General features: G+C 49.9%; 23 protein-coding genes. 9 read left to right on the plus strand and 14 right to left on the minus strand.

Features of this window, described 5'->3' with window-relative positions:
* Positions 1-25: 25 nt before the first annotated feature.
* From HER31_RS01260 to HER31_RS01290, 7 genes are all read right to left on the minus strand, one after another.
* Positions 26-553: a glutathione peroxidase gene (locus HER31_RS01260; RefSeq protein ID WP_168658909.1), complete on the minus strand. Its 528-nt coding sequence runs from the start codon at positions 551-553 to the stop codon at positions 26-28.
* 85 nt (positions 554-638) lie between these two features.
* Positions 639-1,298, minus strand: coding sequence for a ribose-5-phosphate isomerase RpiA (gene rpiA, locus HER31_RS01265; protein ID WP_168658910.1), 660 nt, complete (start codon positions 1,296-1,298; stop codon positions 639-641).
* 97 nt (positions 1,299-1,395) lie between these two features.
* A complete protein-coding gene (locus HER31_RS01270) occupies positions 1,396-3,507 on the minus strand; it encodes a molybdopterin-dependent oxidoreductase (protein WP_168658911.1) in 2,112 nt (703 codons plus the stop codon).
* A gap of 150 nt (positions 3,508-3,657) precedes the next feature.
* Positions 3,658-4,089 carry an Hsp20 family protein gene (locus HER31_RS01275; RefSeq protein WP_168658912.1) on the minus strand — a complete coding sequence of 144 codons (432 nt, stop codon included), beginning with the start codon at positions 4,087-4,089 and terminating at the stop codon, positions 3,658-3,660.
* A gap of 277 nt (positions 4,090-4,366) precedes the next feature.
* Complete coding sequence (locus HER31_RS01280; protein WP_168658913.1) at positions 4,367-4,579, minus strand: hypothetical protein; 213 nt, start codon at positions 4,577-4,579, stop codon at positions 4,367-4,369.
* Between the two features lie 187 nt (positions 4,580-4,766).
* A complete protein-coding gene (locus HER31_RS01285) occupies positions 4,767-4,979 on the minus strand; it encodes a hypothetical protein (protein ID WP_168658914.1) in 213 nt (70 codons plus the stop codon).
* A 426-nt stretch (positions 4,980-5,405) separates the two neighbouring features.
* Positions 5,406-6,680 (minus strand): DEAD/DEAH box helicase, encoded by a 1,275-nt coding sequence (locus HER31_RS01290; RefSeq protein WP_168658915.1) that lies wholly within the window; start codon positions 6,678-6,680, stop codon positions 5,406-5,408.
* 248 nt (positions 6,681-6,928) lie between these two features.
* On the opposite strand from HER31_RS01290, the gene HER31_RS01295 reads away from it, so the two are divergent.
* Positions 6,929-8,257: an ammonia-forming cytochrome c nitrite reductase subunit c552 gene (locus HER31_RS01295; protein WP_168658916.1), complete on the plus strand. Its 1,329-nt coding sequence runs from the start codon at positions 6,929-6,931 to the stop codon at positions 8,255-8,257.
* Between the two features lie 142 nt (positions 8,258-8,399).
* Here HER31_RS01295 and HER31_RS01300 read toward each other — a convergent pair whose 3' ends face one another.
* The 3 genes from HER31_RS01300 to HER31_RS01310 form a co-directional block, all read right to left on the minus strand.
* Positions 8,400-9,674 (minus strand): response regulator, encoded by a 1,275-nt coding sequence (locus tag HER31_RS01300; RefSeq protein WP_202983582.1) that lies wholly within the window; start codon positions 9,672-9,674, stop codon positions 8,400-8,402.
* A 523-nt stretch (positions 9,675-10,197) separates the two neighbouring features.
* Complete coding sequence (locus HER31_RS01305) at positions 10,198-10,509, minus strand: EscU/YscU/HrcU family type III secretion system export apparatus switch protein (RefSeq protein WP_168658918.1); 312 nt, start codon at positions 10,507-10,509, stop codon at positions 10,198-10,200.
* On the minus strand, positions 10,499-11,542 hold the full coding sequence (locus HER31_RS01310) for a hypothetical protein (RefSeq protein WP_168658919.1): 1,044 nt from the start codon (positions 11,540-11,542) through the stop codon (positions 10,499-10,501). Before HER31_RS01310 ends, HER31_RS01305 begins: the two co-directional genes overlap by 11 nt.
* 163 nt (positions 11,543-11,705) lie before the next feature.
* Here HER31_RS01310 and HER31_RS01315 point away from each other — a divergent pair, with 163 nt between their 5' ends.
* The 3 genes from HER31_RS01315 to HER31_RS01325 all read left to right on the plus strand — a co-directional run bounded on the left by HER31_RS01315 (position 11,706) and on the right by HER31_RS01325 (position 15,215).
* A complete protein-coding gene (locus HER31_RS01315; RefSeq protein WP_168658920.1) occupies positions 11,706-12,455 on the plus strand; it encodes an MlaA family lipoprotein in 750 nt (249 codons plus the stop codon).
* Entirely contained in the window at positions 12,455-13,585 is a 1,131-nt protein-coding gene (locus HER31_RS01320) for a response regulator (protein WP_168658921.1), read from the plus strand. The genes HER31_RS01315 and HER31_RS01320 overlap by 1 nt, the downstream gene beginning before the upstream one ends.
* Positions 13,586-13,703: 118 nt before the next feature.
* On the plus strand, positions 13,704-15,215 hold the full coding sequence (locus HER31_RS01325; RefSeq protein ID WP_168658922.1) for a diguanylate cyclase domain-containing protein: 1,512 nt from the start codon (positions 13,704-13,706) through the stop codon (positions 15,213-15,215).
* A gap of 8 nt (positions 15,216-15,223) precedes the next feature.
* Here the strand turns inward: HER31_RS01325 and HER31_RS01330 are convergent, their stop codons facing one another.
* The gene (locus tag HER31_RS01330) at positions 15,224-16,189 is read right to left on the minus strand and encodes a LysR family transcriptional regulator (RefSeq protein WP_238786874.1); all 966 of its coding nucleotides are present in this window, start codon (positions 16,187-16,189) and stop codon (positions 15,224-15,226) included.
* A 105-nt stretch (positions 16,190-16,294) separates the two neighbouring features.
* Between HER31_RS01330 and HER31_RS01335 the strand changes: the two genes are divergently transcribed.
* Entirely contained in the window at positions 16,295-17,479 is a 1,185-nt protein-coding gene (locus HER31_RS01335; RefSeq protein WP_168658923.1) for a multidrug effflux MFS transporter, read from the plus strand.
* Here the strand turns inward: HER31_RS01335 and HER31_RS01340 are convergent.
* Positions 17,476-17,820, minus strand: coding sequence for a hypothetical protein (locus HER31_RS01340; protein ID WP_168658924.1), 345 nt, complete (start codon positions 17,818-17,820; stop codon positions 17,476-17,478). The genes HER31_RS01335 and HER31_RS01340 overlap by 4 nt on opposite strands.
* 176 nt (positions 17,821-17,996) lie before the next feature.
* Here HER31_RS01340 and HER31_RS01345 point away from each other — a divergent pair, with 176 nt between their 5' ends.
* Entirely contained in the window at positions 17,997-18,641 is a 645-nt protein-coding gene (locus HER31_RS01345) for a thiol:disulfide interchange protein DsbA/DsbL (RefSeq protein ID WP_168658925.1), read from the plus strand.
* 358 nt (positions 18,642-18,999) lie between these two features.
* Here HER31_RS01345 and HER31_RS01350 read toward each other — a convergent pair whose 3' ends face one another.
* The gene (locus HER31_RS01350) at positions 19,000-20,364 is read right to left on the minus strand and encodes an alkyl/aryl-sulfatase (protein WP_168658926.1); all 1,365 of its coding nucleotides are present in this window, start codon (positions 20,362-20,364) and stop codon (positions 19,000-19,002) included.
* 196 nt (positions 20,365-20,560) lie between these two features.
* On the opposite strand from HER31_RS01350, the gene HER31_RS01355 reads away from it, so the two are divergent.
* On the plus strand, positions 20,561-21,475 hold the full coding sequence (locus HER31_RS01355) for a LysR family transcriptional regulator (RefSeq protein ID WP_168658927.1): 915 nt from the start codon (positions 20,561-20,563) through the stop codon (positions 21,473-21,475).
* A gap of 54 nt (positions 21,476-21,529) precedes the next feature.
* On the opposite strand, the gene HER31_RS01360 is transcribed toward HER31_RS01355, so the two are convergent.
* Positions 21,530-21,775 carry an HP1242/YdcH family protein gene (locus tag HER31_RS01360; RefSeq protein WP_168658928.1) on the minus strand — a complete coding sequence of 82 codons (246 nt, stop codon included), beginning with the start codon at positions 21,773-21,775 and terminating at the stop codon, positions 21,530-21,532.
* Positions 21,776-22,044: 269 nt separating this feature from the next.
* Between HER31_RS01360 and HER31_RS01365 the strand changes: the two genes are divergently transcribed.
* Positions 22,045-23,250, plus strand: coding sequence for a winged helix-turn-helix domain-containing protein (locus tag HER31_RS01365; RefSeq protein ID WP_168658929.1), 1,206 nt, complete (start codon positions 22,045-22,047; stop codon positions 23,248-23,250).
* 4 nt (positions 23,251-23,254) lie between these two features.
* Entirely contained in the window at positions 23,255-23,659 is a 405-nt protein-coding gene (locus HER31_RS01370; RefSeq protein WP_202983583.1) for an ACT domain-containing protein, read from the plus strand.
* The last annotated feature ends 198 nt before the right edge of the window (positions 23,660-23,857 follow it).

A 23,857-nucleotide genomic window follows, 5' to 3' on the forward strand; every position in this document is an offset into this window, starting at 1 on the left:
TTGTGAAGTCGGTTGGGTTTGGTTGTTAACGCAACGCCGCCTCGATGGCACCGGTTATCTTGGCGTCATCGGGTTTGGTTTTAGACCCCCAGTAGTCGACGAGATTACCGTCTTTACCCACTAAATATTTGTAGAAGTTCCACTTTGGTGAGGCACCTTGCTCGGCCAGTTCAACAAAGATTGGATCGGCATCGCCACCACGGACTTCGGTTTCGGTCAGCATGGTGAACGAAACGCCATAGTTTTTGTAACAGACTTCAGCGGCTTCCTCTTCGTCATCAGCGGCTTGGAAGAAGTTGTTCGATGGAACGCCGATGATTACCAATCCTTCTGGGGCGTATTGTTTGTGTAACGCTTCCAGCTGTTCAAACTGTGGGGTAAAGCCACAGTGACTGGCAGTGTTAACGATCAGCACTGGCTTATCTTCGGTTAGTTGGCACAGGTTAACGGTGTCTTTGCTGTGCAATAGGCGCTTATCAACATCAAGCCAGTCAGGGCATTGAGCACTAACGGCAGAGGTTGCTAAGGCGACTAGGGGTAGTAGGCGTTTCATAAGCGATTCCTTTGCTATCTGAATCAGTAATCTTGCTGTTACGGCTAAAGCGCTAACCGAGATCAACGCTTTGTGCCTCGGCCGATTACTTAGTGATGGTTTTAACGCCTTCTGGGCTGCCCAGTAACAGCACATCTGCACCGCGGCGAGCGAATAGGCCGTTAGTTACTACACCAACTAGGTTATTGAGTTGCTGTTCGAGCGCTTTGGCGTCGTCGATCTTCCAGCTATGCACATCTAAAATGTGACAGCCGTTGTCGGTAATGCAGCCTTCGCGGTAAATTGGGTCGCCGCCCATCTTAACGATTTCACGGGCAACCGCTGCGCGAGACATTGGGATCACTTCAATCGGCAGTGGGAAGGTACCCATGGTTTTAACTAGTTTGCTTTCATCGGCAATGCAAACAAATTGTTTGGCGATGGAGGCAACGATCTTTTCTCGGGTTAGCGCTGCACCGCCCCCTTTGATCATATCCATCTGATGGTTCACTTCATCGGCGCCATCAACGTAGACGCTCAATTCGCTCACACTGTTCATATCGAACACTTCGATGCCCAGTGCCTTGAGGCGTTCGGTTGACGCTTCTGAACTGGATACTGCGCCTTTTATCTGATCAGCCATGGTGCCTAGGGCGTCGATAAAGTGGTTTACCGTACTGCCAGTACCAACACCGACAATGGTGTCCTTCTCAACGTATTTCAGTGCTTCCCAGCCAGCGGCCTTCTTCTGTGCATCTTGCGACATGAGTAACTTCTCCATAGATAGATGGCACGATTATAAAGAGCAGACGCCGTTATGTCGCGCAGTGATTGCGGTCATTTCTGGCCGCAATCATTGTTGCTTAAGCGGCCGAAACCGTTACCGAAATGCCGCTGAGAATAGCATTGCCACAGACCGGATCTAAGCCATTCACATCGGTGAGCTGATTCATATTGACCCCTGGGTTGTCGTTAGCGACCTGCTGTTGGGTATCCGCGAAGGTATGGCCCCAACCATGAGGCATGCACACTACCGATGGCATCATCTCGTGACTTTCACTCACGGTCAGGGTGATGCTGCCAATGGCATTACTTACGGTAACGGCTTGTCCATCTTGCAACTGCTTCGCGGCCATATCGTCTGGATGCATCAACAGTACACAGCGTGGTTTACCTTTAATTAAGTAGGGAAGGTTGTGCATCCAAGAATTATTGCTGCGCAGGTCGCGCTTGCCGATAAGGCTGAGCTGCCCATCGATCGGTTTATCCATCGCTTGCGCTAGGCGATTAATGTCGGCGGCAATAATATCGTTAAAGGTGTGGATACGTTGATCGTCAGTACAAAGACGCTTACTTAAGGAGGGCCGTAGCGGGCCTAAATCGATGCCACTTGGGTTGGCCTTGAGTAGCTCCAAACTGATCGCAGGAACGTCGCCGCGGCCTTGGCTATATGGGCCGACGCTGAGCATGTGAGCCAACAATAGTTCCGGTTTCGGTAACGGCGCTACTGGCTTACCTTGTTTGGTTGATAATGCCAGCGCCAAGCCGTTGAGGATCTGGTAGTCATAGCGTTCGTCGCCGGCTTTAGCGAATACCTCCGGGCTGAACTTGGCGGTGTTATGTACCGCAAAGCGAGCAAATACAATATCGTAATGGCTATGCGCTAACGGGCTTGCTGGTGGCAAGATAATATCGGCGTGACGGGTGGTTTCGTTGAGGTAGGGATCAATGCTTACCATAAACTCTAAACCAGCTAAAGCCTTGTCCAGCCGCTGTCCCGTTGGGGTAGATAAAACGGGATTTCCGGCAATGGTTACCATCGCTTTGATCTGTCCTTCGCCTGCGGTTTCAATCTCTTCAATCATCGCTGAACAAGGCAGTTCCTTGGCAAACTCCGGCAGACCACGAACGCGGCTGTGCCACTGCCCAAACTGACCTTTGGCGCGATCAGTCGGCCCTGCGGGGTTGACTGCTGGGCTGGTCACTAAGGTTCCGCCAACGCTATCGAGGTTGCCGGTGATGAGATTGAGCACCTGGATCGCCCATTGGCACAGGGTGCCGAAACCTTGGGTCGATACGCCCATGCGACCATACACCGCCGCGCTTGGAGCGCTGGCTAACTGTAGCGCTAAGGCTTCAATCTCCGTGGCAGCAATACCGCAATAGTGGGCGGCCCACTGGGCAGTGAACGGTTGTACCGCTTGCTCCACATCAGCTAAACCATCGCTGATCGCGCCGAGGTGATTCAGGGTTATCTGCTGATTGGCAAATAGTAGATTAATCAATGCCAGTAATAGTGCGGCGTCGGTACCGGGGCGGATAAAGTGATGAGTGTCAGCCAGTTTGGCGGTTTCCGTTCGACGGGGATCGATGACCACTAACTGACCGCCACGTTTGCGGATCGCTTTGAGGCGATTGCGAATGTCAGGTGCGGTCAGCAAGCTGCCATTGGATGCCATTGGGTTTGCACCGAGTACCAATAGGAAGTCGGTGTGGTCTATATCAGCAATGGGTAACAATGACTGATGGCCGTACATCCATAGGGATACAACGTGGTGGGGTAATTGATCTACCGAAGTGGCGGAAAAACGGTTTTTGGTTCGGAGTAAGCGGCTGAAATGAGCCCCGTGGGTCATGTGGCCATAGTTGTGAACGTTGGGGTTTCCAGCGTAAAACGAAACCGCATCGTTACCGTATTGGCTAGCTATTCCATGCAACTTGTCAGCGACCAGTTGGTAAGCCTCATCCCATTCAATGCTGTGCCATTGACCATTCACTTTATGCAGTGGTTGCTTAAGTCGATCCGGATCATTGTGTAGATCTTTTAGTGCTACGCCCTTAGGGCAGATGTGGCCCTTGGAAAGGGGATCGTCCATATCTCCGGTAATCGAGATTATCTGTTCGTTTTCGGTAACGATCTTAAGTCCGCAAATTGCTTCACAGAGGTGGCAAGCGCGGTAGTGAGTGGTTGGCATGTGGCTGTCCTTTGCATGTCGCAGATTAGCCTAACCTGCCTGCGATGCCGGGTTGCAGCAATTGAATTGTATTGTACGAGGGCTGTGAATCTGGGCGTGGTAACACAAAAAACGCGCCCGTAGGCGCGTTTGGTCAATAGGGTGATTGGGTTAGCCTTGCAGTACCCGGCCACCGATATTGATTTTACGAGGTTTCATCGCTTCCGGCACTTCTCGGACTAAATCGATGTTGAGTAGACCATTTTCTAGTTGAGCATCCATTACTTTTACATGGTCTGCCAAACGAAAACGGCGCTTGAAGTTTCGCTCAGCAATACCTTGGTGGAGGAACTTACGCTCGACTTCACCTTTATCACGACGACCTTCCACTCGCAGGGTTTCACCCTCTACCTCAATATCCAAATCTGCTTCGGAAAAACCGGCCACGGCCATGGTGATGCGGTAGTGGTCATCCTTCACTAACTCAATGTTATATGGTGGAAAACCACTTTGTTCAGTGCGCATTGCTTCATCCATAACTTGGGCGAAACGATCGAAGCCAATGGCGGATTTGTAGAGTGGGGTTAGATCAAATGTACGCATTATTTAGTCCTCAATTGAGCAACAGAAAGTAAAAATGTAGGCCTCCATCGAGCGCCTACAAACAGGATATGAGGATAGCGGCAGAAGATTTAAAGAGCAGAACCAAATATTTTTGGATTATTTTTTCTAATTAATAAAAATCAATGGCTAAGCCACAGCGAATCGGGGCAATTACACTGACTGTGTGGTAACTCGCTAGCTAAAAAAATAACTCATAACAAACGCGCCCATAGGCGCGGTTGTTGTTGGGGATAATCATGCCGCAATAAGGCGCAGATTAACGCATCTCGCTCCAACCGCCTTCCATGATAATGCCGCTGATGTAGCGCAAGTCATTACCGCAGCTGTTGCAATGGTATTCATGTTCAGAGAAACCACCGTCGACGGTGCTGGCTTCATGATTGGCAAATTCAACGAGGTCAATATGAGGTTGGTGCGGCTGATTGTGCAGCTGTTGCTGACAACGAGAGCATAGAGGTTTGTTGGTCATAAAGTACTCCCTAACCACCGAGTCGGAACATGTAAATTAGCTCGGCTTCGGTCACCTAAAGTATAGGAGTAAATAAATGAATTTTAAAAATTAACCGTCGACTACAACGCGCCGAACAGCGCGTCTAAACTTAGGCCGATGCGGAGGTGTCGGAGGGTCAATTATTGTCGCTTAGGCCGAGGGGGAATTAGCTTAATTGACTCCAGCCACCATCCATAATAATGCCACTGATATGGCGTAGATCGTTGCCACAGGTATTGCAGTGATACTCGTGTTCTGAGAAGCCACCGTCGACGGTACTGGCTTCATGATTGGCAAATTCACGCAGGTTTAGGTGGGGGTTGCTGGGCTGTTCGCTGAGCTGATTTTGACATTGTTGGCACAGAGGTTGATCAGACATGATGAGATTCCAGTTCCGTTAGATGACTCTTTGGATCTAGTTCATCGGCTCATAATTTGCCAGTGAAATGGGCAATAAAAAGGCTGTGTCGTAGTTAGCTGTTGAAGCTTATCTTAAGTCTTCGGCTTCACCGATTTCGGTGCATTTAGGGGACTATGTCGCGGTGGCGACGGCACATTCTTGTATGCATTAGGGGGAGCTTCGCCCCCTTTGGAATCCCCCTTGCCTTAGGTCGCAGTCCACAACGCTTCGCTGGACGGCTCCAATGCGGCAGAAGATCAATAACGGTAGTGCATTACCCTTGTATCGCGACTCGCCTAGCCAGTGCTTTAACAGCCTTGGAAAGAACAACACTTAATTGGTACACAGCCATAAAAAAACCGACCATGTAGGTCGGTTTATTGAAGCCAATTTAAGCGGTTGGGTTTAGCGCTTTTTGCGTGCGCGCAAGCTTTTCTCTGCAGCAGACTGAGAGTTGCTGCGATCTTCGCTGGCGTTGTTGCGACGCCCTTGCTTGTTAACGTAGCGCTTTTTATTACGTACGTCGTGCAACAGGTTGTTGCGATCCGCTACTTCGTAACCCGCTTGGGTGATGCGATGAATGTGCTGGCCAATCAATTGTTCAATCTGAGCGATCGAAAGCTCCTCGTCACGACCCACCAAGGAGACCGCATGACCACGTTGACCAGCACGACCGGTACGGCCGATGCGGTGAACGTAATCTTCCGCTAAGAATGGTACGTCGAAGTTAACTACATAGGGTAAACCAATGATGTCGAGGCCACGGGCAGCAACATCGGTTGCCACCAGAATACGGGCTTTGCCCTCTTTGAACTCAGCTAAGGCGCGGCGACGGCTGCTTTGGTTTTTGTCACCATGACAAACCACGGTAGGCAGGCCGTTAAGGTTTAGCTCCTTAACAACGTTGTCTGCGGTCTCTTTGTAGTTACAGAATACCATTACCTGACGCCAGTTCTTGCGACCGATAAGCTCGGATAACAGCTCCAGTTTGCGCTCGTCGTCGGCGGGATAGAGCACGTGAGATACCGTATCGGCAGTGGAATTTTGCTCGGCAACGGCTACTTCAACAGGGTTAGACAGGCTTTGTTTACACAGCTGCTTCATTGCTGGTGGGTAGGTCGCGGAAAACAACATGGTTTGACGCTGAGCGGGTACTAAGCTGAATAAACGCTTTAGTTCACCGGCAAAGCCCATATCGAGCATGCGGTCGGCTTCATCTAAAACCACGTGTTCGACACTGCCCATGGCGATGTTGCCTTCGGCGATGTGCTCAAGCAGGCGACCAGGGGTCGCGATCAACAGATCAACACCTTGTTGCAATGCCTTAGTTTGACTCGCCATCTTGACGCCGCCATAGATTGTAGCGATGGACAGGTCTAGGTACTTGGCGTACGCCGCCGCGTTGGCACCAATTTGGGCGGCCAATTCGCGGGTTGGCGCCAGTACTAAGGCACGACAGTTAAACTTGCGCGTGGTCTTCGGGCTGTCCGCTAATTGCTGCAGGATCGGCAGAGCGAAGGCGGCGGTTTTACCTGTACCAGTCTGGGCGTTGGCCAGAATGTCACGGCCTTTGCGCGCTGCTGGGATCGCACGACGCTGAACCGGGGTCATTTTTTCGTAGCCACATTCAGCAACGGCGCGGACAATCTCGGGGCAAAAACCTTGTGATGCAAAACTCATAAGCAGACAGATAGCCTAAAAAACGGGGTTGCATATCATACAGGATAAACCTTGCCTTGATAAGACTGGTGGTTATTTCATTTTTGTCGGTTAAATGAGCAGCGTTCGCGGTTATTACTTAAGGGGTAACAAGGAAGTTTTGTGATATTAAACTTATACTTACTTCACACTGTGGTCGTTGAGGTGTCGCTGGGGTTAAGGCGTTCGTGCGATCATAACTGACATATAAAATGAATCTTACGGTAGTTATGAAATATCTATTTTCGTTGGCGTTGAGTTTTTTGCTGCTCGGCTGCAATCAAAGTGAAGCACAAAAAGTTGACCAACCCGCCACTTTGGAACCTTTAGCGAGCTGGGAGTCAACCAGTGGCAACGATGAACGCCAAGATATGTTGGCGCTACGTCCGCAGCTTATCGTGCTTTGGTCTGGTTCTGGCTATGACAAACAGTTTAACACTCCTCGTGGTCACCAGTTTGCAATGAAAGACGTGACCAACGTGCTGCGCACCGGTGACGGTGAGTACTCCGCTAGTTGTTGGAGCTGTAAAGGGCCGGCTGCACCTGCGATGATGGAACAGTTTGGCGAAAACGGTTTCGGTGCTAAGACCTTTGCTGAGGTTGGTCACAACATGGATGTGTCGGTTGGTTGTGATGATTGCCACACCGAAGATCAGCAAGGGTTGCAGATTGCTCGCCCTTTCGCACAAAAGGCGATGGCTAAGATACAACAGGATTTCGATAAGCAAAATCCGGCCTGGCAGGGCGCACAGACCTGTGGTCAGTGTCACGTCACTTACTACTTCCAGCCGGAGCAAGAGAATCGCGTTAACATTCCGTGGATCTTCGGCAGCGACGCCGATGCCATCGAGAAGTACTACGATACCCGTCGTTTTTACGATTGGATCCATCCGCTCTCTGGTGCGCCAATGGTGAAAGCTCGCCACCCTGAGTACGAACACTGGAGCCGCAGTATTCATGCCAAGCAGGACGTAACCTGTGTCTCTTGTCATATGCCAAAGAAAGTTGATGAGAATGGTCGTGAATTCCACAGCCACAACACCGGTAACGTGATGGATAATTTCGATAGCGTTTGTGCCAGCTGCCACGTTAGCAAAGATGAGTTGGTTGGTACCTTAGCTAAGCGTAAGCAGCAGATCGACGATGCCCGTAGCGAAGTTGAAAAACTACTGGTAAAAGCTCATGCGGAAGCCGGTGCCCTATGGCGTTCTGGCTTAAGCCAAACCCAGTTAAGCCCAGTGCTGATGGATATCCGTCACTCTCAGTGGCGTTGGGACTTTGCGGTTTCGTCTCATGGTGTACATGCGCACAACCCGAAAGAGGGATTGGAGCTGTTGCGAGTTGCCAAACGCCAAGCGCAGGAAGCCCGTGCCAAGCTGCAGGTAATGTTGTCTCAGAATCCTGAGGTCAACGTGGAATACCCTGATATCTCTTCCAAAGCGGCAGCTCATGCAGCTACAGGTATGGATATCGAAGCGCTCGAAAAGCAGAAGCAACAGTTTTTGAATGAACAAGTGCGCGGCAAGTGGCCGGGCTGGAAGCAGGTAAAGGCTGAGTAAGCTAAAGCAGTTAATGTCATCAGTTGATGCGACAACGAAAACCGCCAATGGAATTGCCGTTGGCGTTTTTTTTGGCAGTGTCGTAGTTATCGCCCTAGTCGTGAAAACAAACTCACACAGTGTGAGTTTGTGAACAACTAAGTTATACCATTGTGCTCCCAGCAGCACAGCGATCGCTAACAATCTGGTTACGACCACGATGCTTGGCTTGATAAAGGAACTGATCGGCGCGGTTAAGCTGTTGCTCAAGGCTGATGTCCCACTCATCGGTAACGCCAGCACTAAAGTGGACGGTAATGTCGTTGTCGGTGGTTTTGACCGGTTTATCGGCCAATACTTGACGTAGTGTATCCAGCAAGATATGAGCTCGCTCAGAGTCGATCCCCGGCATTAGTACGAAGAACTCTTCTCCTCCAGCTCTGGCTAACAAAAAACGGCTTAGGCCCTTCTTTAGGACTCGAGCTAGCCCCTGCAACACCATGTCACCGGCTTGGTGACCGTAGTTGTCGTTAACCTGCTTAAAATGATCAACGTCGATGACAGCAACTGATACAGGTAACTGTTGCTTGTGGCTTTGCTCCAGCAGTTGCCGGCCTTTATCGAAGAAGTAGCGTCGATTAAATAGCCCAGTCATGGCATCGATATTGGCGTTATCGCGCATCAATTGGATCCGCTCTATCGATTCCATATTGTGGTTAACGCGGCAATAGAACTCTTCATGGCAGAACGGTTTATGCAGAAAATCATTGGCACCAAACTTGATAAATTTGGCTGATAAACTGGTCTCTCCTGCGCTGGATAGGCCAATGATGCACAGATCATCATAGTCGTACTTGCGGCGAAGGTGTTGCACCAGCGTCAAGCCATCTAACTCGGGCATCTGATAGCCGGTGATCACTAAACGAATATTGGGGTTATTGGCTATGAGTGCAAGCGCCTGTTTGCCATGTTCTGCCTGTTCTACGTTGAAGAGGTGACGCCGCAGTAACGATGAGATCATGCTACGAATAGTAGCTGAGTCATCAACCACTAATACCGTTTGTTGGGTGTTGTTATCGATCCTTAGGACCAGTGACAGCGCCAGTTGATAGGAGTGTCGACCCTCTTTAGTGATGAAGTCGACTACCCCCTTGCTCTGCAATGCTTCTCGCCGTTCATTGTCGTAGCTGCCGGTGAGCACAATGGTTGGGAGGTTGTGGCTTAAGGTGAGATCAACCACCTCGCCGTCCGCAGCATCCGGTAAGTTTAGATCGACGATGGCGGCAAACAGCTGGTGGTCAAATTGGTCTAGCACCACGACAGCTTCGGCCATGTTAGTACAGAAAATGGCTTCAATACGAGGCTGATTTTTTATCAGGTGTTGAAGCACCTTAGTAACAGTTTTGCTGTCTTCGACAATCAGTATTTTTTTACGCACCGATGACTCCATTCTGGTGGAACAAATCGTTAACTAGGTTAACAGATTTCAATCACTTGGTTAAGTTGGTGTTTCACCTTGGCGGCTGCCTGATGGGCAACTATTGGCTGTGTACCAACTAAGTAATGTTCTTTTTAATACTGATAAAGCACCGAGTTGGCGAGTGTTGATACAAGGGCAAAGCACTACCGCAGTTGCTCTTCTGCCACATTGGAGCAGTTCAGCGAAGCGTTGTGGACGGCGGCCTAAGGCAAAGGGGGACTCCAAAGGGGGCGAAGCTCCTCCCTAATGCATACCAGAATGTGCCGTCGCCACCACGACATAGTCCCCTAAAAGCACTGAAATCGGTGAAGCCGAAAGCTTAAGATAAACTTCAACAGCTAACTACGACACAGCCCTTAATTGAGGCGTTAATGATGCCGACTGGGATTATTAATAACCTCACTGTGGCGCCAACATTGTCGGTATATGAAGCGCGGCGGCAGCCTTGGTTAACACTTGAAGGCATTAGCCAACATTGGGACTAAACTTCAGTATCGATGCTGTCGTGCAGCTGCTGCCACTGCTCAGGAAAGCGGCCATCTATCAAATAGGCATAGGCAATTAACTCGGCGATGATGCGATAAAGCTCTGGTGGGATCTGTTGGCCTAATTCGAGCTTGGCCAACATCTCTGCCAGTTGGGGATTGTGGTGCACTAACACGCCACTCGCTTGGGCCAGATGCTTTATTTGTTGCGCCATCTCGTTGACGCCGCTGGCGGTAACGGTAGGGGCGTTGGGTTGGTTATATTTGAGCGCTACTGCCTTGGTCGGAGCAGCTTTGTTATCGTCCATAATGCTGTTCCGGTTGGCTTAGATTGGTGGTTATTTTGGCTTGACGGCAGTGCAGCTGTGCCAAGGGTAACCCGCTGACGGTTAAGCGTTGTTGCAGGGCCGCTAAGTGCTGCTGTGCCGCTTCGGTTAAGCTATGGCTTGAGCACAGCAGCTCCAATGTGAACTCGCCATCTTGCCAGCGGACGTTACCGCGTAATACGCCCAGCTCTAACTCAAATTGCAGTGCCAATAACCAGCTTGGTTGTTTGGCGTCATTGTGACTGCGATATTGTTTCAAACTAAGTTGCAGCTGCCTCTGTTGCTGCTGCTGTTGATAGGGCAAGGCAAGGTAAAGTTGGGCCTGTTCTGGGTCTGCTTGGCTCTGCTGCTGGTATTGATGTAGCGCTTTTACTAGCTCAGATAAGCTGCTGTGGGGCTCAAATTGGCTCAGCCATTGTCGCGCCAAATTACCCAAAGGTCCCTCCAGCTTGCTGTCGAATGGGAATCGTCCAATCTGTGCTATCGCCGCGGCCAAGGCCGATGGCTGTGCCAATTGCGCCAAGCTCGGCAGCGATAGACTGCTTAGCGTCGGTTGGGTGTGAGTTAAGTTAGGGTTGCTGGCGGCAATTGGTATTAACTGGATTGGTTGCCCAACCTGAAACAACCGTAATTGCTGTTGATGCCGTTGTACCAACCATTGCCCTAGCGGTAACGCTACTGCTAATGATATGGTGCTGCCCGCTAATACCAGTTGGGCAGTGCTTGCGCTGGTTATTTGCACTGGAATAAGTGTTTGAGGATTGGGCAATTGTTGCGTGAGCAACTGCTGTTGTTGCGGTGCCAATTGCGGTATTGAAAAAGTTGTTTTGAGCTTTAACGGCCGTAACGACTGTTCGCCGTTAGCAAGGTAGGGACCGGCGGTTGCTGGTACCTGAAATAGCTGCTTGTTGGTACCAAGCTGCAGTTGGCCGTGGTGAATGTTGGTCGCGGCTAGTGTCACCTTTGCGCTATTGCTAGCAAAATTAGGTGCAGATACCACTGCTTTGATTTCCATAGAATTCTATACTTATCCAGTAGAACCTATGCAGTAGGTTCTGGTTAATGACTACGCTATGACCAATGTTTGTTGTAGTTAAATCGCAATCAAATTCAGTTCTACAACAAAGACGTTGACTTTGTATCGGCACAATGATGCAAAGAGTTTAGGAGGAACATAGATGCTAAGAGCATTAGGGTGTCTGCTGTTACTACTCGCCAGTAACTCGCTGTACGCGGAAGAAGAGACTATCGTAGATGGGGATCCGCGCGATCCGTACGAGTCATTTAACCGTGCCATGTGGGCATTCAACTATGAGTTTTTAGATCCTGTCTTAGTTCGTCCAACCGTACACGCCTACGACGATTACGTACCAGAGTTAGTTAAAGACTCTATCGGTAGCTTCCTTGATAACCTCGATACGCCGTTTACCGCAGTGAATAATCTGTTGCAGTGGAAACCTAAGCAGGCGGGCATCGAAACGCTGCGCTTCACCATCAACACTACGGTTGGTATTTTGGGCCTATTTGATGTTGCCAGCGATATGGGGTTACCCGCTCACCAACGCGAAGAGTTTGGTGAGGTGATGGAGCAAGCCAATCTTGGTAATGGCCCCTATTTGATGCTGCCGTTCTTCGGCCCGACGACCGTCCGCGATGAGGTTGGCGACTATGTAGATCGTATGTATCCGCCCCTGTCGACGCTATCCATATGGCAAGACGTGGGTCGCTGGGCCTTAGATGGTGTAAATACTCGCGCCGCGCTGCGTGAACAGGAAGCATTAATTGACGAGTCACTTGACCCTTATGCCTTTGCTCGTGAGGCATATTTTCAATTATTGGAGTACGATGTTCTCGACGGAGAGCTACCACAACAAGACGAAGAATCTGATGAGTGGCTTGACGACTATTTAGACGAGATAGACCAATAATGAACTCGTTCGGAGTGGCTATGGGGTTAGATGGAATTAATGTGCTGATCGTCGAAGACGATCCGGTATTTCGCCAATTGATTGGCGATTATTGTCGCAAACAAGGGATGAATATCGATGAAGCGGAAGATGGCCAAGTTGGCTTAGAACGCTTTGCCGCTAACCGTCCTGACTTGATGCTGGTGGATCTGTCGATGCCGCGCATGGGCGGACAAGAGTTTCTTGCTGAGCTCGCAAGTTTAGCGCCGGAAGTACCATCGATTGTTATCACCGGTAATAAAGCGATGTCTGATGTGGTTGACGCTTTGCGGCACGGCGCTTGGGATTACCTAATGAAACCGCTGACGGATCTACACATTCTGCATAATGCGATGACCGACTGTTTGCGGGAGTCTGGTGGTATTGAAGCCAATACCAGCTTGCCAGAACCAACCCTCAAACCAACTGAATCCTTTACCTTAAACGACAATTACGACGCATTGCGAAACGATCCTCATACCGCTCAGTTGGTGCAGGCACAGCTGTTTCCAGCACCAGAGCTGCATGGGATGCGTTGTCATTTCGGTTATAGCCTCTATAAGTGTGAGCCGGTCAGTGATCGTCTATGTGACGGCTTTGAAGCGGATAACGACCATTTCTGTACTTACTTGGCTCATATTAGCCCAGAAAGCACTGCTAATGCCTTTGTGAGCGTGTTGATCCGCAGCTTCTTCAACCAGAAATTGAAGCGCTATCGTCAAGGTGGCAGTACCGCGATTCTTGAACCGTATAGCATGCTTTGTTATCTCAATGAGCAGTTGGTTAAGTCTGGCTTAAATTGTTCAATCGAGATTGTCTACGTGGTGCTTGATCAGCGTAGTAAACGGATCTCAATGGCACGTTGTGGCAGCAACATCAAGGCGTACTTACGCACCGACGATACCTTGTCGCCATTATTGATGGCCGACACCACTGCGCTTGGCGTAGGCTCGGATATTGAGCCGAGCAGCCATTTTCGTAGCTTAGAGCAGGATCAGGCGTTAGCGTTGTTGGAAGGCAGTAATCAAGCTCGACAAGATCTGCTCAACGGCGATTTTTCTGGCGTAAACCAGGCACTTGATGGTGGTTCTGGGCTGCAGCTGCGGGTCTGATTTCCAACTAATTTTTGCCAAATATCTCCCACCTTATGGGTTTGGTGCCATGCTTTTAACGTCGGTGAGTGGATAGCTTATCGGCGTTATTTCGTTAACAACGACATGGAGTATCGCCTTGACCCTGCGCTCGCTCTCGCTCGCTGCTGCCATCGGCACCGCTTTGGCCCTTATTGTGGCCTACCTGTTATTGCGTTTTGGGGTGTTTTTACCCTACGCAGAGCGGCAGGTTTTGCATAATCAAAATCAAGAGTTGCAGCGCCTACATACCAACCTGAGATCGTGGATGGATGAACTTGAAAACCAAAATCACGACTGGATAATCAGTGGCGCGGCCTTGCCGGATGGGGGGGGCCGGCAACGGTTACTTACCTCATCGGTAGTCGATAGCATCTTTATCTACGACAACAGCTTGGTGGTGCGTTATCAGCGTAGCTCGGCAGATCTGGACGATAGCTTGTTTAGCCAAGATGAAGGTGCGCCACGGGCGCGACTTATGCCTTGGGGAGCAAGCCATCAGCCGCAGTGGAAACGGGGCTTAGTTGATATTGACGGCGTATTGTACGGCTATAGCAGTGGCACACTGTGCAAACCCCAGCTGCAACGGTGCGATTTAGGATATTTGGTGCTGTTACGTAAATTCACCGCACAAAGCCTCCGTACCATCAGCGCCGGCAGTGGCTTGGTACTGAGCACTACGGTGGCTACCGCAAGTGATAACGGCCTGCCGCGCTTCCCACACCAAAGTGACACACTGATGAAGCAGCGCCGATTGGTGTTGGTCGATGACTCCGACAAGCCGCTGCGGGTGTTGCAGGTACAGCACCAATCCAGCCCTCCGAATCGATATAGTCGAATCGAGTGGTTGGTGTTACTGGTGTCGTTGGTTCCGGCAGCACTGATCTATTGGCTATTGATGCACATGATTGCCAAACCAATGGAACGAGGGGTAAAGGCACTGCGGGCGATGGAGCGGCAACAGCAACACCGTGCCATTATGAGCCCAAGCATACTGAAAGAGTTCCGGCAACTGGCGCAGATCTTTAATGGCCTACTCCGGCGCCTATCGCAGCAGCAAGAGGAGCTAGCTAGCCTATCGCGGCGGGATCAACTCACAGGACTGGCCAATGCTCAAGCGCTGCAGGTGTTTGTGGCGCAAGAGTGGCGCCGTTGTCTCCGCTATCGACGGGGACTGGCACTAATTTTGATCGAAATTAAACCACTAGCGTCGGCGACTGAAGCCACTAGCTCGGAGGAGGCAGCGGTGGTGTTCTCCCGTGTGCTGCGTTCGTTTTGTCGACGTGGTGGTGAACTTGGTGGCCGCGACAGCAATGGCATCTTTAGCTTAGTGCTGGCGGAGGTTGATGAGCATCAGCTCAAGCTGCTGTTGCAGCGTGTATGGGAACGTTCAGCGGAGTTGAGCCCGTTTGACCGTGAACCAGCAAGATTGCAGATAGCCATTGGCGCCTCGCTGATCCCGGCGGGGTACGATGTTAAGGCCAGTGGTCTAACCCAGTCTGATTGGGCCGAAAACGCCAACAATGCCCTATACCAATGTAAGCAAACCGGCGTTGGGGGGTGGCGGGTCTGGTGTATCTCGCGGCCTGGGTGTCAATGTCGTACCCCATAAGTGAAAACCTACGGGATTGGACAATAGGCGTTAGGAGGAAACAGCGATTTGGTTTCGTCAATAAAGAACTGGCGTAACCAAGAGTGGGCTGGGTCGTTATCCAGCATCGGTGCCCACAGCATGTTGAAGCTTATTTCGCCAAGATGCAGAGGTACCGGCAGGGTGGTTAAGTTGAATCGGGGCGCTAAATTATGGGCAAACTGCGAGGCACAAACGAAAATCATATCGGAGTGCTGAGCCATTAAGGCGGCGCTGTGAAAATCAGGTACCCGAGCACCGACATGGCGTTCGGTATCAATAGCACTTAGTACGTCGTCCATAAACCAACGTTCATTCCCTTCCACCGAAATAGTGATATGGCTGGTCTGCAAGAAGGCGTCCATATCCCAACAGTGGCGCAATGGATGTTGTTGTCGCATTAATACCACATGGTTATCACGATAGAGCTGCTGGCTCGATAGGTAGCTAGGCAAGTGCTTTACCTGCCAAGGGTAGGGCGCTCGTGGATCGGTGTCCCGCGGCACGATAAGCAGATCGGCTTTGCCCTGCTGAAGTAACTCAAACTGTGCGAGGGTTTGTGGCGCAATTCGCAACTTCATGTTTGGGGCAAGCTGGTTGAGCTTTGGCATTAGCGGTAGCAAAGTGTGGAACGCGGTTTCCGCCATTGTCAGGGTAAAGCTGCGTTCATCGGTTTTGGGATCAAACTGTTGCGGTTGCAGCATGCTGTTGGAAAGCTGCAGCCACTGTCGAAGTGGTTCTTCAAGCGACAGTGCCTTAGCGGTTGGAGCTAGCCCCTGACCTGCACGGACGAATAAAGGATCATCCAATCGAGGTGCCAGCTGTTGCCGTAGTTTGCTCAGCTGTTTGCTTACCGCTGATTGACTTAGATGAAGCCGAGCCGCTGCGGCGCTAACACTGCGTTCCTCTAAAAGCACGAGCATTAGTTGCAATAGGTTGAGATCGATACGGTCCAAACTCTTTCCTTTTTGGAATATCTTTTATTCGAATAAATCATTTTTTATCATAACTTGATTTATCTACAATGGCGCTACTTTTTTCTAGTGGCATTGGAGCTCTCGATGCGGATCCCGACGTTTTGCCTGTTTATGCTGATGGTGGTGTTTAGCCCATTAGCGATTGATATTTTCTTACCGGCAGTACCACAAATGGCCCAAAGCTTGGACGCGCCAATTGGCTCGGTTCAGGCGATTGTGGCGATATTTGTTTTGTGTATGGGCTTTGGTCAACTGATTGCTGGCCCCCTGTCAGACCGTTATGGCCGCCGCCCGATCGCCTTAGCGGGGATTGTCATCTATTTAGTGGCTGCCGTTGGTAGTGCATTAGCAACCACTGTTGAGCTGTTGTGGCTTATGCGTGCGATCCAGGGCTTAGGCACTTGTGCCATTGTCGTTGCCGCATACTCTGGTGTGCGTGATCGGTACACTGGTACCAAGCTTGCCGCTATTTATAGCTATCTTAACGGTGTTATCTGCGTGATCCCGGCATTAGCGCCGATGTTAGGTGGAGTGTTAACTGAAACCATCGGTTGGAGGGCTAACTTCTGGTTTATGTTTGGCTATGCCATTGTTGCTGGCTTGCTGATTTGGCGACTGCTGCCAGAAACTCGCCCTAATGGTACCCAAAGTGCCGGTAAGCTTATCAGTTGGGCTCAATACCAACCGGTGCTCACCAATTCAGTATTTCAGTTCTACGCCGGTTTAGTCGCTCTGTCATTCACAATTATCTTGGCTTACGTAAGTTATTCGACGGAAGTGTTGATGGTACAGATGGAACAAACGCCAATGGCTTTTTCGTTGTGGTTCGGTAGTAACGCGGCCATCAATATTGCTGGCGCTTTTATTGCCCCAACAGCGATTAAACGCCTTGGTCGTCATAAGAGCCTAATGGTTGGTACCGTTATGTCGGTGGTGGCGGGCCTAGCGCTGGTGCTGGTGGTTGATTCAACTAACCCGATGTCATTTATGCTCCCGGTCTACGTCTCGAGCCTTGGTTTCTGCTTGTTACTTGCCGTCGGTACTGGCGCAGCCATGACCCCATTTGGCGAACGTGCCGGAACAGCATCGGCATTGCTGGGGGTACTGCAAATGAGCGGCTCGGCGCTGTTGCTCGGGTTAATCAGCTTGTTGCCAGTTAGCCCGATGGCGTGCTTAGCGGTGAGCATGGTGCTGCCAGCGATATGGTGGTTAATGTTCCGCAACAGAAGTGATTATGGCCAGGTTCAGACGACCTTTCAGCACGGTTAATTGTGATGGCATTCGCCGGAAAGGGTTATACCTTTAGTTAAACGGCGACGTTCCGTTATCTCATATCCCTGTAAACAGAGCTGGCGTTGGTCCAGCTCTTTTTCTAGGTGGACAAACAGAAAGTGATCATTAAGCAGCGGGTCGTCTTCGGTTCGCGCTTGTTTAAACCAGGTTTCGCTAGGGGTAAAGAAGGTGATTCTAAACTCCGCTTGCTCACTTTTTTGGGTGTTGGCCCAAAAGGTATAGTCGAGCTCTGGTACTGCAGTTGGCAGAGAGCTGCACCCACTCAGTACGCTGCTAAGTGCAGCGATTATCACGGCAGAGAATGACTTCAATCGCATCGGTAAATTCCATTTAGGCGGTTTAGTTCTATCGTTACTGATACGATAAAAAAAGGTAAAGCTAGGGCTAGATCTCAAAAATAGTTACGGCTTCTATTAATTTTTGACCTTGGAGCAACTCAAACCTTTACTCTGTGTCTTAGGACTGAATCTTAACGTGTTTTACAGGATATCTCGTGAAAAAACTGATTGTTGTTTTGTGTGTAGCGTTGTTTGGTAGCACTGCGTGGGCTGCTAATTTTCAAGAAGGTGTACATTACCGCACTGTAAACCCTGTCGGCGCTGCCGCTGAGCCAACAGTTACCGAATTCTTCTCGCTCTATTGTGGCAACTGCTACAACATGGAGAGTCGCTTTTTGCCGATGATTACCCCTAAGCTGAAAGAAAAGGGCATCACGTTCGAGCAAAAGCACGTTAACTTCTCCGGCGATCAGATTGGTGAAGATATGGTTCGTGGCTTTGCGGTGATGACGCAGCTAGGTATGAACAAGGAGCTGAAAGAGCACCTGTTCAACTTAAACGGCGCCAAAGATCACAACCACAGTGATGAGGAGTCCGCTGACACTCACAAAAAGCTGAAAAATCTTGCGGACATCCGCGACCAGTTTGTTGCCTTTGGCTACGATGCCGCTGAGTTTGATAAAGCTGCAGCAAGCAAAGAGGTTAACTTTGCAGTGAAGCAGTGGCAGCAACAGCAGCGCCTGTTTGAAATCTACAGCATTCCAGCTTTTGTTGTGAACAACCGCTATCTGATTGAGATGAACAAGCTTGAAACTGTATCTCAGTTAGTTGAACTGATGGATTACTTGAGCAAAAAGTAACTCAACTCCATTAAGAAAGGCGGCGTGACATTTAGGTCTTGAGGTTTATATCAAGCCTTCGGTTTCACCGATTTCGGTGCTTTTAGGGGGAGATGTCGCGGTGGCGACGGTACATTCTTGTATGCATTAAGGGGGGGCTTCTCCCCCTTTGGAATCCCCCTTGCCTTAGGTCGCAGTCTAAAACGCTTCGCTGGACTGCTCCAATGCGGCAGAAGATCAACGACTGCAGTGCTTAACCTTTGTATCGGAGTTCGGCTCGCCGGTGCTTTAATAGCATTGGAAAGAGCAACACTTAGTTGGTACACAGCCTAAAAAAGGCCTCGCAATCGCGAGGCTTTTTTGTTGCTAATCTGCTTGGTTAGAACCAGATTTTACTCAACTGGCCTGACTCAAGTTCGTTGGCGTAGCTGAGGTAGTAATTGCGATTAGGGGCGTTGTATTCTCGCGCACCTAAGCCACGTAGAGCGGCAATTTTCACCTTTTTAGCCAGTACCTTGTCGCCATTGTCGAGCCACTTTAGGTGGTCAGCCAGCTCTAACGCCCACTGGAAATCCTCCGCTTGTAACGCAGTATTCATTTTAATGGTTAGGGCTTCTACGCCACCAGCTAACTGCGCCATCTTCATTGCTTTTTGTTTTGGTGCTAACGGACTTAGATTAGTGGGATTGCCATCGAACCACCCCAGTAAACCGGCGTAAATCGCACGGGTTGCGTGGGCGATGTTGCCGTAAAACTCAGTTAAGTAAGGCTTGTTTTTCAGGTGCGGTGGCAGCTCGACCTCATGGGCAATCAGATCCGGGCCCTTGCCTTGGTTGATGGCTACAATAGTTTGGTCGTACACCGAGCGGATAGCATCGCTGTAGTCTTGTAAGGCGCCAGTTGCGGCTTGTTGTCCTTTGATTGGCATGGTGTGGCCTGGCACTACAAACTCAGGCTTGTGGGTTGCCATCTGGGCCACGCTGTCGGCCCAGTTTAAGACGTTGCGGTAACCGGTACCGCGAATGGCGTATAGATTGGGAAAGGTCTGATAGAAGTTGTCACCGCTGAACAACACCTTCTCGTTTGGCAGCCATAGGTACAAGGCATCATTGGTTTCGCCAATCACGCCGTACATCTCCAATTCAATGCCGGCAATGGTGGTTTTATAGTTGTCACCTTCAATCTTATAAGTGGCCGGAAGATGGCCTTTGCCGCGGTCGTGATCGATGGTGTGAGCCGGTGCTAAGCCGCGGTTGGTAGCCTGCTCTAGCGGTAGCTTACGACCGAACTGGCGGATCCCACGGGGCTTCATTATTGGGTTGATCGCAGGGTCGACTCCATGATCGTGGCCAAAGTTAGCCATGGAGATGATCTCTGGCTGGTCATCGCCAGCAAACACGCTGGCTCCACCGGTGTGGTCGCCGTGGCTGTGAGTGTAGATGATCGCTTTTACTGGCTTGTCGCTGTATTGACGCAGTGCTTTAAATGCATTGCTAGCAGAGGTTGGACCCATCAAGGTATCGACAATAATCACCCCGTCGTCACCAACAATCATCGAGGTGGTTGCACCATGAAACCCAACCGCGGTAAAGACGTTTTCGGCGGTTTGAATCACGCTTTGCTCAAACAATTTTTCTTGCTGAGCCAGCATGGTTAAGGCTTGTTGTGGCGCCACTTGAGTAGCGGCGATGGCACTGCCACTGGTTAACGCGGCGATGATGGTAACGAGAGCGAGTTTACGCATGAGAATAATCCTGTCTGGTTGAGCAAAATGGGCATCGTTTGTTACCGTTCAATACGCTAATTACGCTTGATCATGGATTTATGAGATCTGACGCTAAGTTATCGAACTGTATAGGATAAGTGCAGTATGCCTAATCATCTTGGTTGATATTATTCCCTTTATTGCGAAAGAATTGGTCCGAAAAGGGAACTAATCGATGTCGAAACAGAGTGCTTACCTGCAGTTAAAGCGGATCGCCATTTTTACTACCGTGGTTGAATGCGGTTCCTTTGTTGCTGCGGCTAAACGACTGCAACTGAGTCGCACTAAAGTCAGTGAAAATATCAGTACCCTTGAATCTGCACTTGGGGTGCGGCTGTTTCAGCGAACCACACGCAAATTAACAATTACCCCTGAAGGTGAACGCTTTTACCAGCAAACTGAACGCATGCTACCGGACGCCTCTGCGGCGCTGGAATCAGTAAAGGAGGCTGGAGGAGCACTGGAAGGGCCATTGCGAATTTCGCTTAACGGTCATGTCGCACAGTGGTTATTGGTGCCGTTTTTGAAGCAGTTTATGGAACTGCACCCAAAGGTGGAGCCATCGTTGCAACTGCACGACCTACCGGTTGATCTGATCGAATCACAAATCGATATCGCCATTAGGATTGGGATCCCTAAGGCATCATCAATGGTGGGTCAGCAACTCACGTCGATACCGTTAGGGTTAATGGCCTCGAAAGACTACGTCGAGCGTTTTGGAATGCCGTTGACGTTGGATGATCTGCAGCATCACCGTGGGGTGATGGTTGAGCAGATGCTTCTGTGGGGACCACTGCTGTTGGAGAACGAACAGGGTCAATCAGAGGAGCTCAAGTTACCAGCCTCATTTAAGACCAATTCGCCTTCAGCGGTTACTATGATGGTGGAGCAAGGGTTGGGGATAGGCTTTCTACCGACCTACGCGATTGAAGAACGACAGCGCTTGGTACCGATTCTGCCGCAATGGCGCTTTAGCCAAATGACGCTATCAGTGCTCTACCCATCACGCCATTCCGTGCCAGCGCGAACAAGGGCATTTATCGAGCAGTTTAAGCAGTGGATTAGTGATAACCCGATAAAACCCTATTAGTGGTTAACCCCAAGCCCCAGCAAGTTAATGACTGGGGCTTGGGCGGCTAGCGGGTTATTTTTCTGAATCAATGACGCGCTTATGGAGGCTGTCTTTTAGCGCCATGCGCTCATGTTTAAGCTCATGGATGGTGTCGTCGGATACCGGTGTGTTGCGCAGCTCAAGCTTGCGGATCTCCTGATCAAGCAGGTCGTAATGCTTCAAGTCTTTGGAAAATACTTCATCCTGAGCAGCAAGCGCATTGATGGCATCGAGGTGATCTGGAAATTCGATTCGTAGCGCGTGATTTTCACCTAACATACAAGCCTCTTTGGTCATTTAACGATGGAAACTAACGGCTTCGGCGTTACTGGGGATAGAGGTGCAGCCAAAGTGTTAATAGTTGGTTTCAGTTTAGAACTGTAAAGGCTGCGCTAAAAAAAACAAGCGCCAGTCATTTACAACCACTGGCTGTTGCTCTTGCCACGATCGCCTCTATACCTAAATGATAGTTAAATGTTTTATCGATATTGGCTGGAGATGCTGTAATTGTTATTCAACCTCAACCAAGCTGCCGTAGATACCGTTTTATGACTGAGTCACTGTCGCTGCCACAAGCGCAAAAATTAGTGTTGTTGTCGCAACGGCTGCCGCCATCGCAGCGACGTAAGCCAGCCTGTGCCGCTACCTTAGAGGTCATTGAACATCTCGGCTACGTGCAGATCGATACCATCAGTGTGGTACAGCGTGCCCATCATCATACTTTGTGGAATCGTAACCCGCGTTACCAGCCACAACAGCTCGAACAATTGCTCAATGAGAAGCGTGTGTTTGAGTATTGGTCCCACGCAGCGGCTTATTTGCCAATGCGCGACTATCGCTACTCATTACCGCGCAAGCAACAGCTGCTGTCTGGCCAACAAAACCACTGGTACCAGCGCGATGAGCGTTTGATTGCATTGATCTATGAGCGCATCCGTGCGGAAGGACCATTGATGGCCAAAGATTTTGACCATCATGGTGAGCGCAGTAACGATTGGTATAACAAGCCAGCCAAGCGGGCGTTAGAGCATCTATTTATGCAGGGGGATCTGATGGTGCCCAAACGGATCAGCTTCCATAAGGTTTATGATCTGACTGAACGGGTGCTGCCAAGCGGGATTGACACCTCGGTGCCAACCGCGGCTGAGCATGCCAATCATTTAATTCGCCGTTATCTTGAGGTGAATGGCTTAGGTTTGATTAGCGAGATCTGTTACCTACTTAAAAATGTTAAGGCGGACGTTACCGCCATGGTGCAGCAGATGCTGGAAGCGGGGGAGTTGCAACAAGTGATGGTGGCGGGCACACCTTACTTTGCCTTAACAGGGGCATTGGCGTTGCTGTCGTCACCATTGCAGCGGAGTAAATTGAAAATTTTATCGCCATTCGACAATCTACTTATCCAGCGAAAACGGATGCAGAACCTGTTTGGTTTTGATTACCTAATCGAGTGTTATGTTCCTGCGCATAAACGTCAATTCGGTTACTTTTCTTTGCCAGTACTGTGGGGGGGCAAGCTAGTTGCGCGGATGGACTGCAAAGTTGATCGCAAAATCGCGGTGCTGCATATTCACCATTTAGTCTTGGAGCCAAGCTTGAAGGAGCTTGACCGCTTTACCAAGGCACTTAGCAAGGAGTTGTTGGCCTTTATGCAATTTAACGCCTGTTTTCGGGTTGAGCTGCACCGCTGCTCCCCCCAGACGGCTCAAACCGGCCTAGCAGCGGCGCTGAAAATCTTAGTGAATCAGGAGTAACAATATGTCAGGTGAAACCAATTTAGCGACCTTGCTGCAGTCGATGCAGCCTAAAAGAATACCGGGCGAATTTGTTTTTGTTACCTTAGCGCATGGTGTTTATGGCGATGGAGCCCAGTGGCAACCGGTGGCGACTTTTGCTGAACAGGAAGGGCTGACTTTGGTGATCCCTAAGGCGGCAGCAGATCAGGATCAGTTGAGTTATCAATCGGTGTTTAGCTGTATTACGCTCACTATCCACTCAAGTCTGGATGCGGTTGGTTTAACCGCTGCGTTTGCCACAAAACTGGCCGAGCACGGGCTTAGCGCCAATGTCATCGCTGGTTACTATCATGACCATATTTTTGTGCAAACCGAGGTGGCCGAGCAGGCACTGGCGGCACTGGCAGAGTTAACTCTTCAGCCGTAATATATGGATTTTTAGTATTACTTACAAATAATACCGCGCCTAAAAATTGGATTTTATTGCTGCTATCAATTTAAACTTATTTAATCAAAATAGAGAATACTAGTTAATATTTATAACTGGTATTTGTTATTTATTAATCCTTTCTTTTAAATTATAACGATGAATGCTGCACATGATATTGGCCACAAAATCAAGACC

The sequence above is a fragment of the Ferrimonas lipolytica genome (assembly GCF_012295575.1).
GTDB lineage: Bacteria > Pseudomonadota > Gammaproteobacteria > Enterobacterales > Shewanellaceae > Ferrimonas > Ferrimonas lipolytica.

Coding starts and splice junctions, on each gene's coding strand:
- HER31_RS01295 (WP_168658916.1), top strand. CDS start 6,929: ATGAAATATCTATTTTCGTTGGCGTTGAGTTTTTTGCTGCTCGGCTGC.
- HER31_RS01360 (WP_168658928.1), bottom strand. CDS start 21,775: ATGTTAGGTGAAAATCACGCGCTACGAATCGAATTTCCAGATCACCTC.
- HER31_RS01290 (WP_168658915.1), bottom strand. CDS start 6,680: ATGAGTTTTGCATCACAAGGTTTTTGCCCCGAGATTGTCCGCGCCGTT.
- HER31_RS01275 (WP_168658912.1), bottom strand. CDS start 4,089: ATGCGTACATTTGATCTAACCCCACTCTACAAATCCGCCATTGGCTTC.
- HER31_RS01280 (WP_168658913.1), bottom strand. CDS start 4,579: ATGACCAACAAACCTCTATGCTCTCGTTGTCAGCAACAGCTGCACAAT.
- HER31_RS01270 (WP_168658911.1), bottom strand. CDS start 3,507: ATGCCAACCACTCACTACCGCGCTTGCCACCTCTGTGAAGCAATTTGC.
- rpiA (WP_168658910.1), bottom strand. CDS start 1,298: ATGTCGCAAGATGCACAGAAGAAGGCCGCTGGCTGGGAAGCACTGAAA.
- HER31_RS01355 (WP_168658927.1), top strand. CDS start 20,561: ATGTCGAAACAGAGTGCTTACCTGCAGTTAAAGCGGATCGCCATTTTT.
- HER31_RS01370 (WP_202983583.1), top strand. CDS start 23,255: ATGTCAGGTGAAACCAATTTAGCGACCTTGCTGCAGTCGATGCAGCCT.
- HER31_RS01285 (WP_168658914.1), bottom strand. CDS start 4,979: ATGTCTGATCAACCTCTGTGCCAACAATGTCAAAATCAGCTCAGCGAA.
- HER31_RS01315 (WP_168658920.1), top strand. CDS start 11,706: ATGCTAAGAGCATTAGGGTGTCTGCTGTTACTACTCGCCAGTAACTCG.
- HER31_RS01365 (WP_168658929.1), top strand. CDS start 22,045: ATGACTGAGTCACTGTCGCTGCCACAAGCGCAAAAATTAGTGTTGTTG.
- HER31_RS01350 (WP_168658926.1), bottom strand. CDS start 20,364: ATGCGTAAACTCGCTCTCGTTACCATCATCGCCGCGTTAACCAGTGGC.
- HER31_RS01305 (WP_168658918.1), bottom strand. CDS start 10,509: ATGGACGATAACAAAGCTGCTCCGACCAAGGCAGTAGCGCTCAAATAT.
- HER31_RS01340 (WP_168658924.1), bottom strand. CDS start 17,820: ATGCGATTGAAGTCATTCTCTGCCGTGATAATCGCTGCACTTAGCAGC.
- HER31_RS01310 (WP_168658919.1), bottom strand. CDS start 11,542: ATGGAAATCAAAGCAGTGGTATCTGCACCTAATTTTGCTAGCAATAGC.
- HER31_RS01320 (WP_168658921.1), top strand. CDS start 12,455: ATGAACTCGTTCGGAGTGGCTATGGGGTTAGATGGAATTAATGTGCTG.
- HER31_RS01260 (WP_168658909.1), bottom strand. CDS start 553: ATGAAACGCCTACTACCCCTAGTCGCCTTAGCAACCTCTGCCGTTAGT.
- HER31_RS01335 (WP_168658923.1), top strand. CDS start 16,295: ATGCGGATCCCGACGTTTTGCCTGTTTATGCTGATGGTGGTGTTTAGC.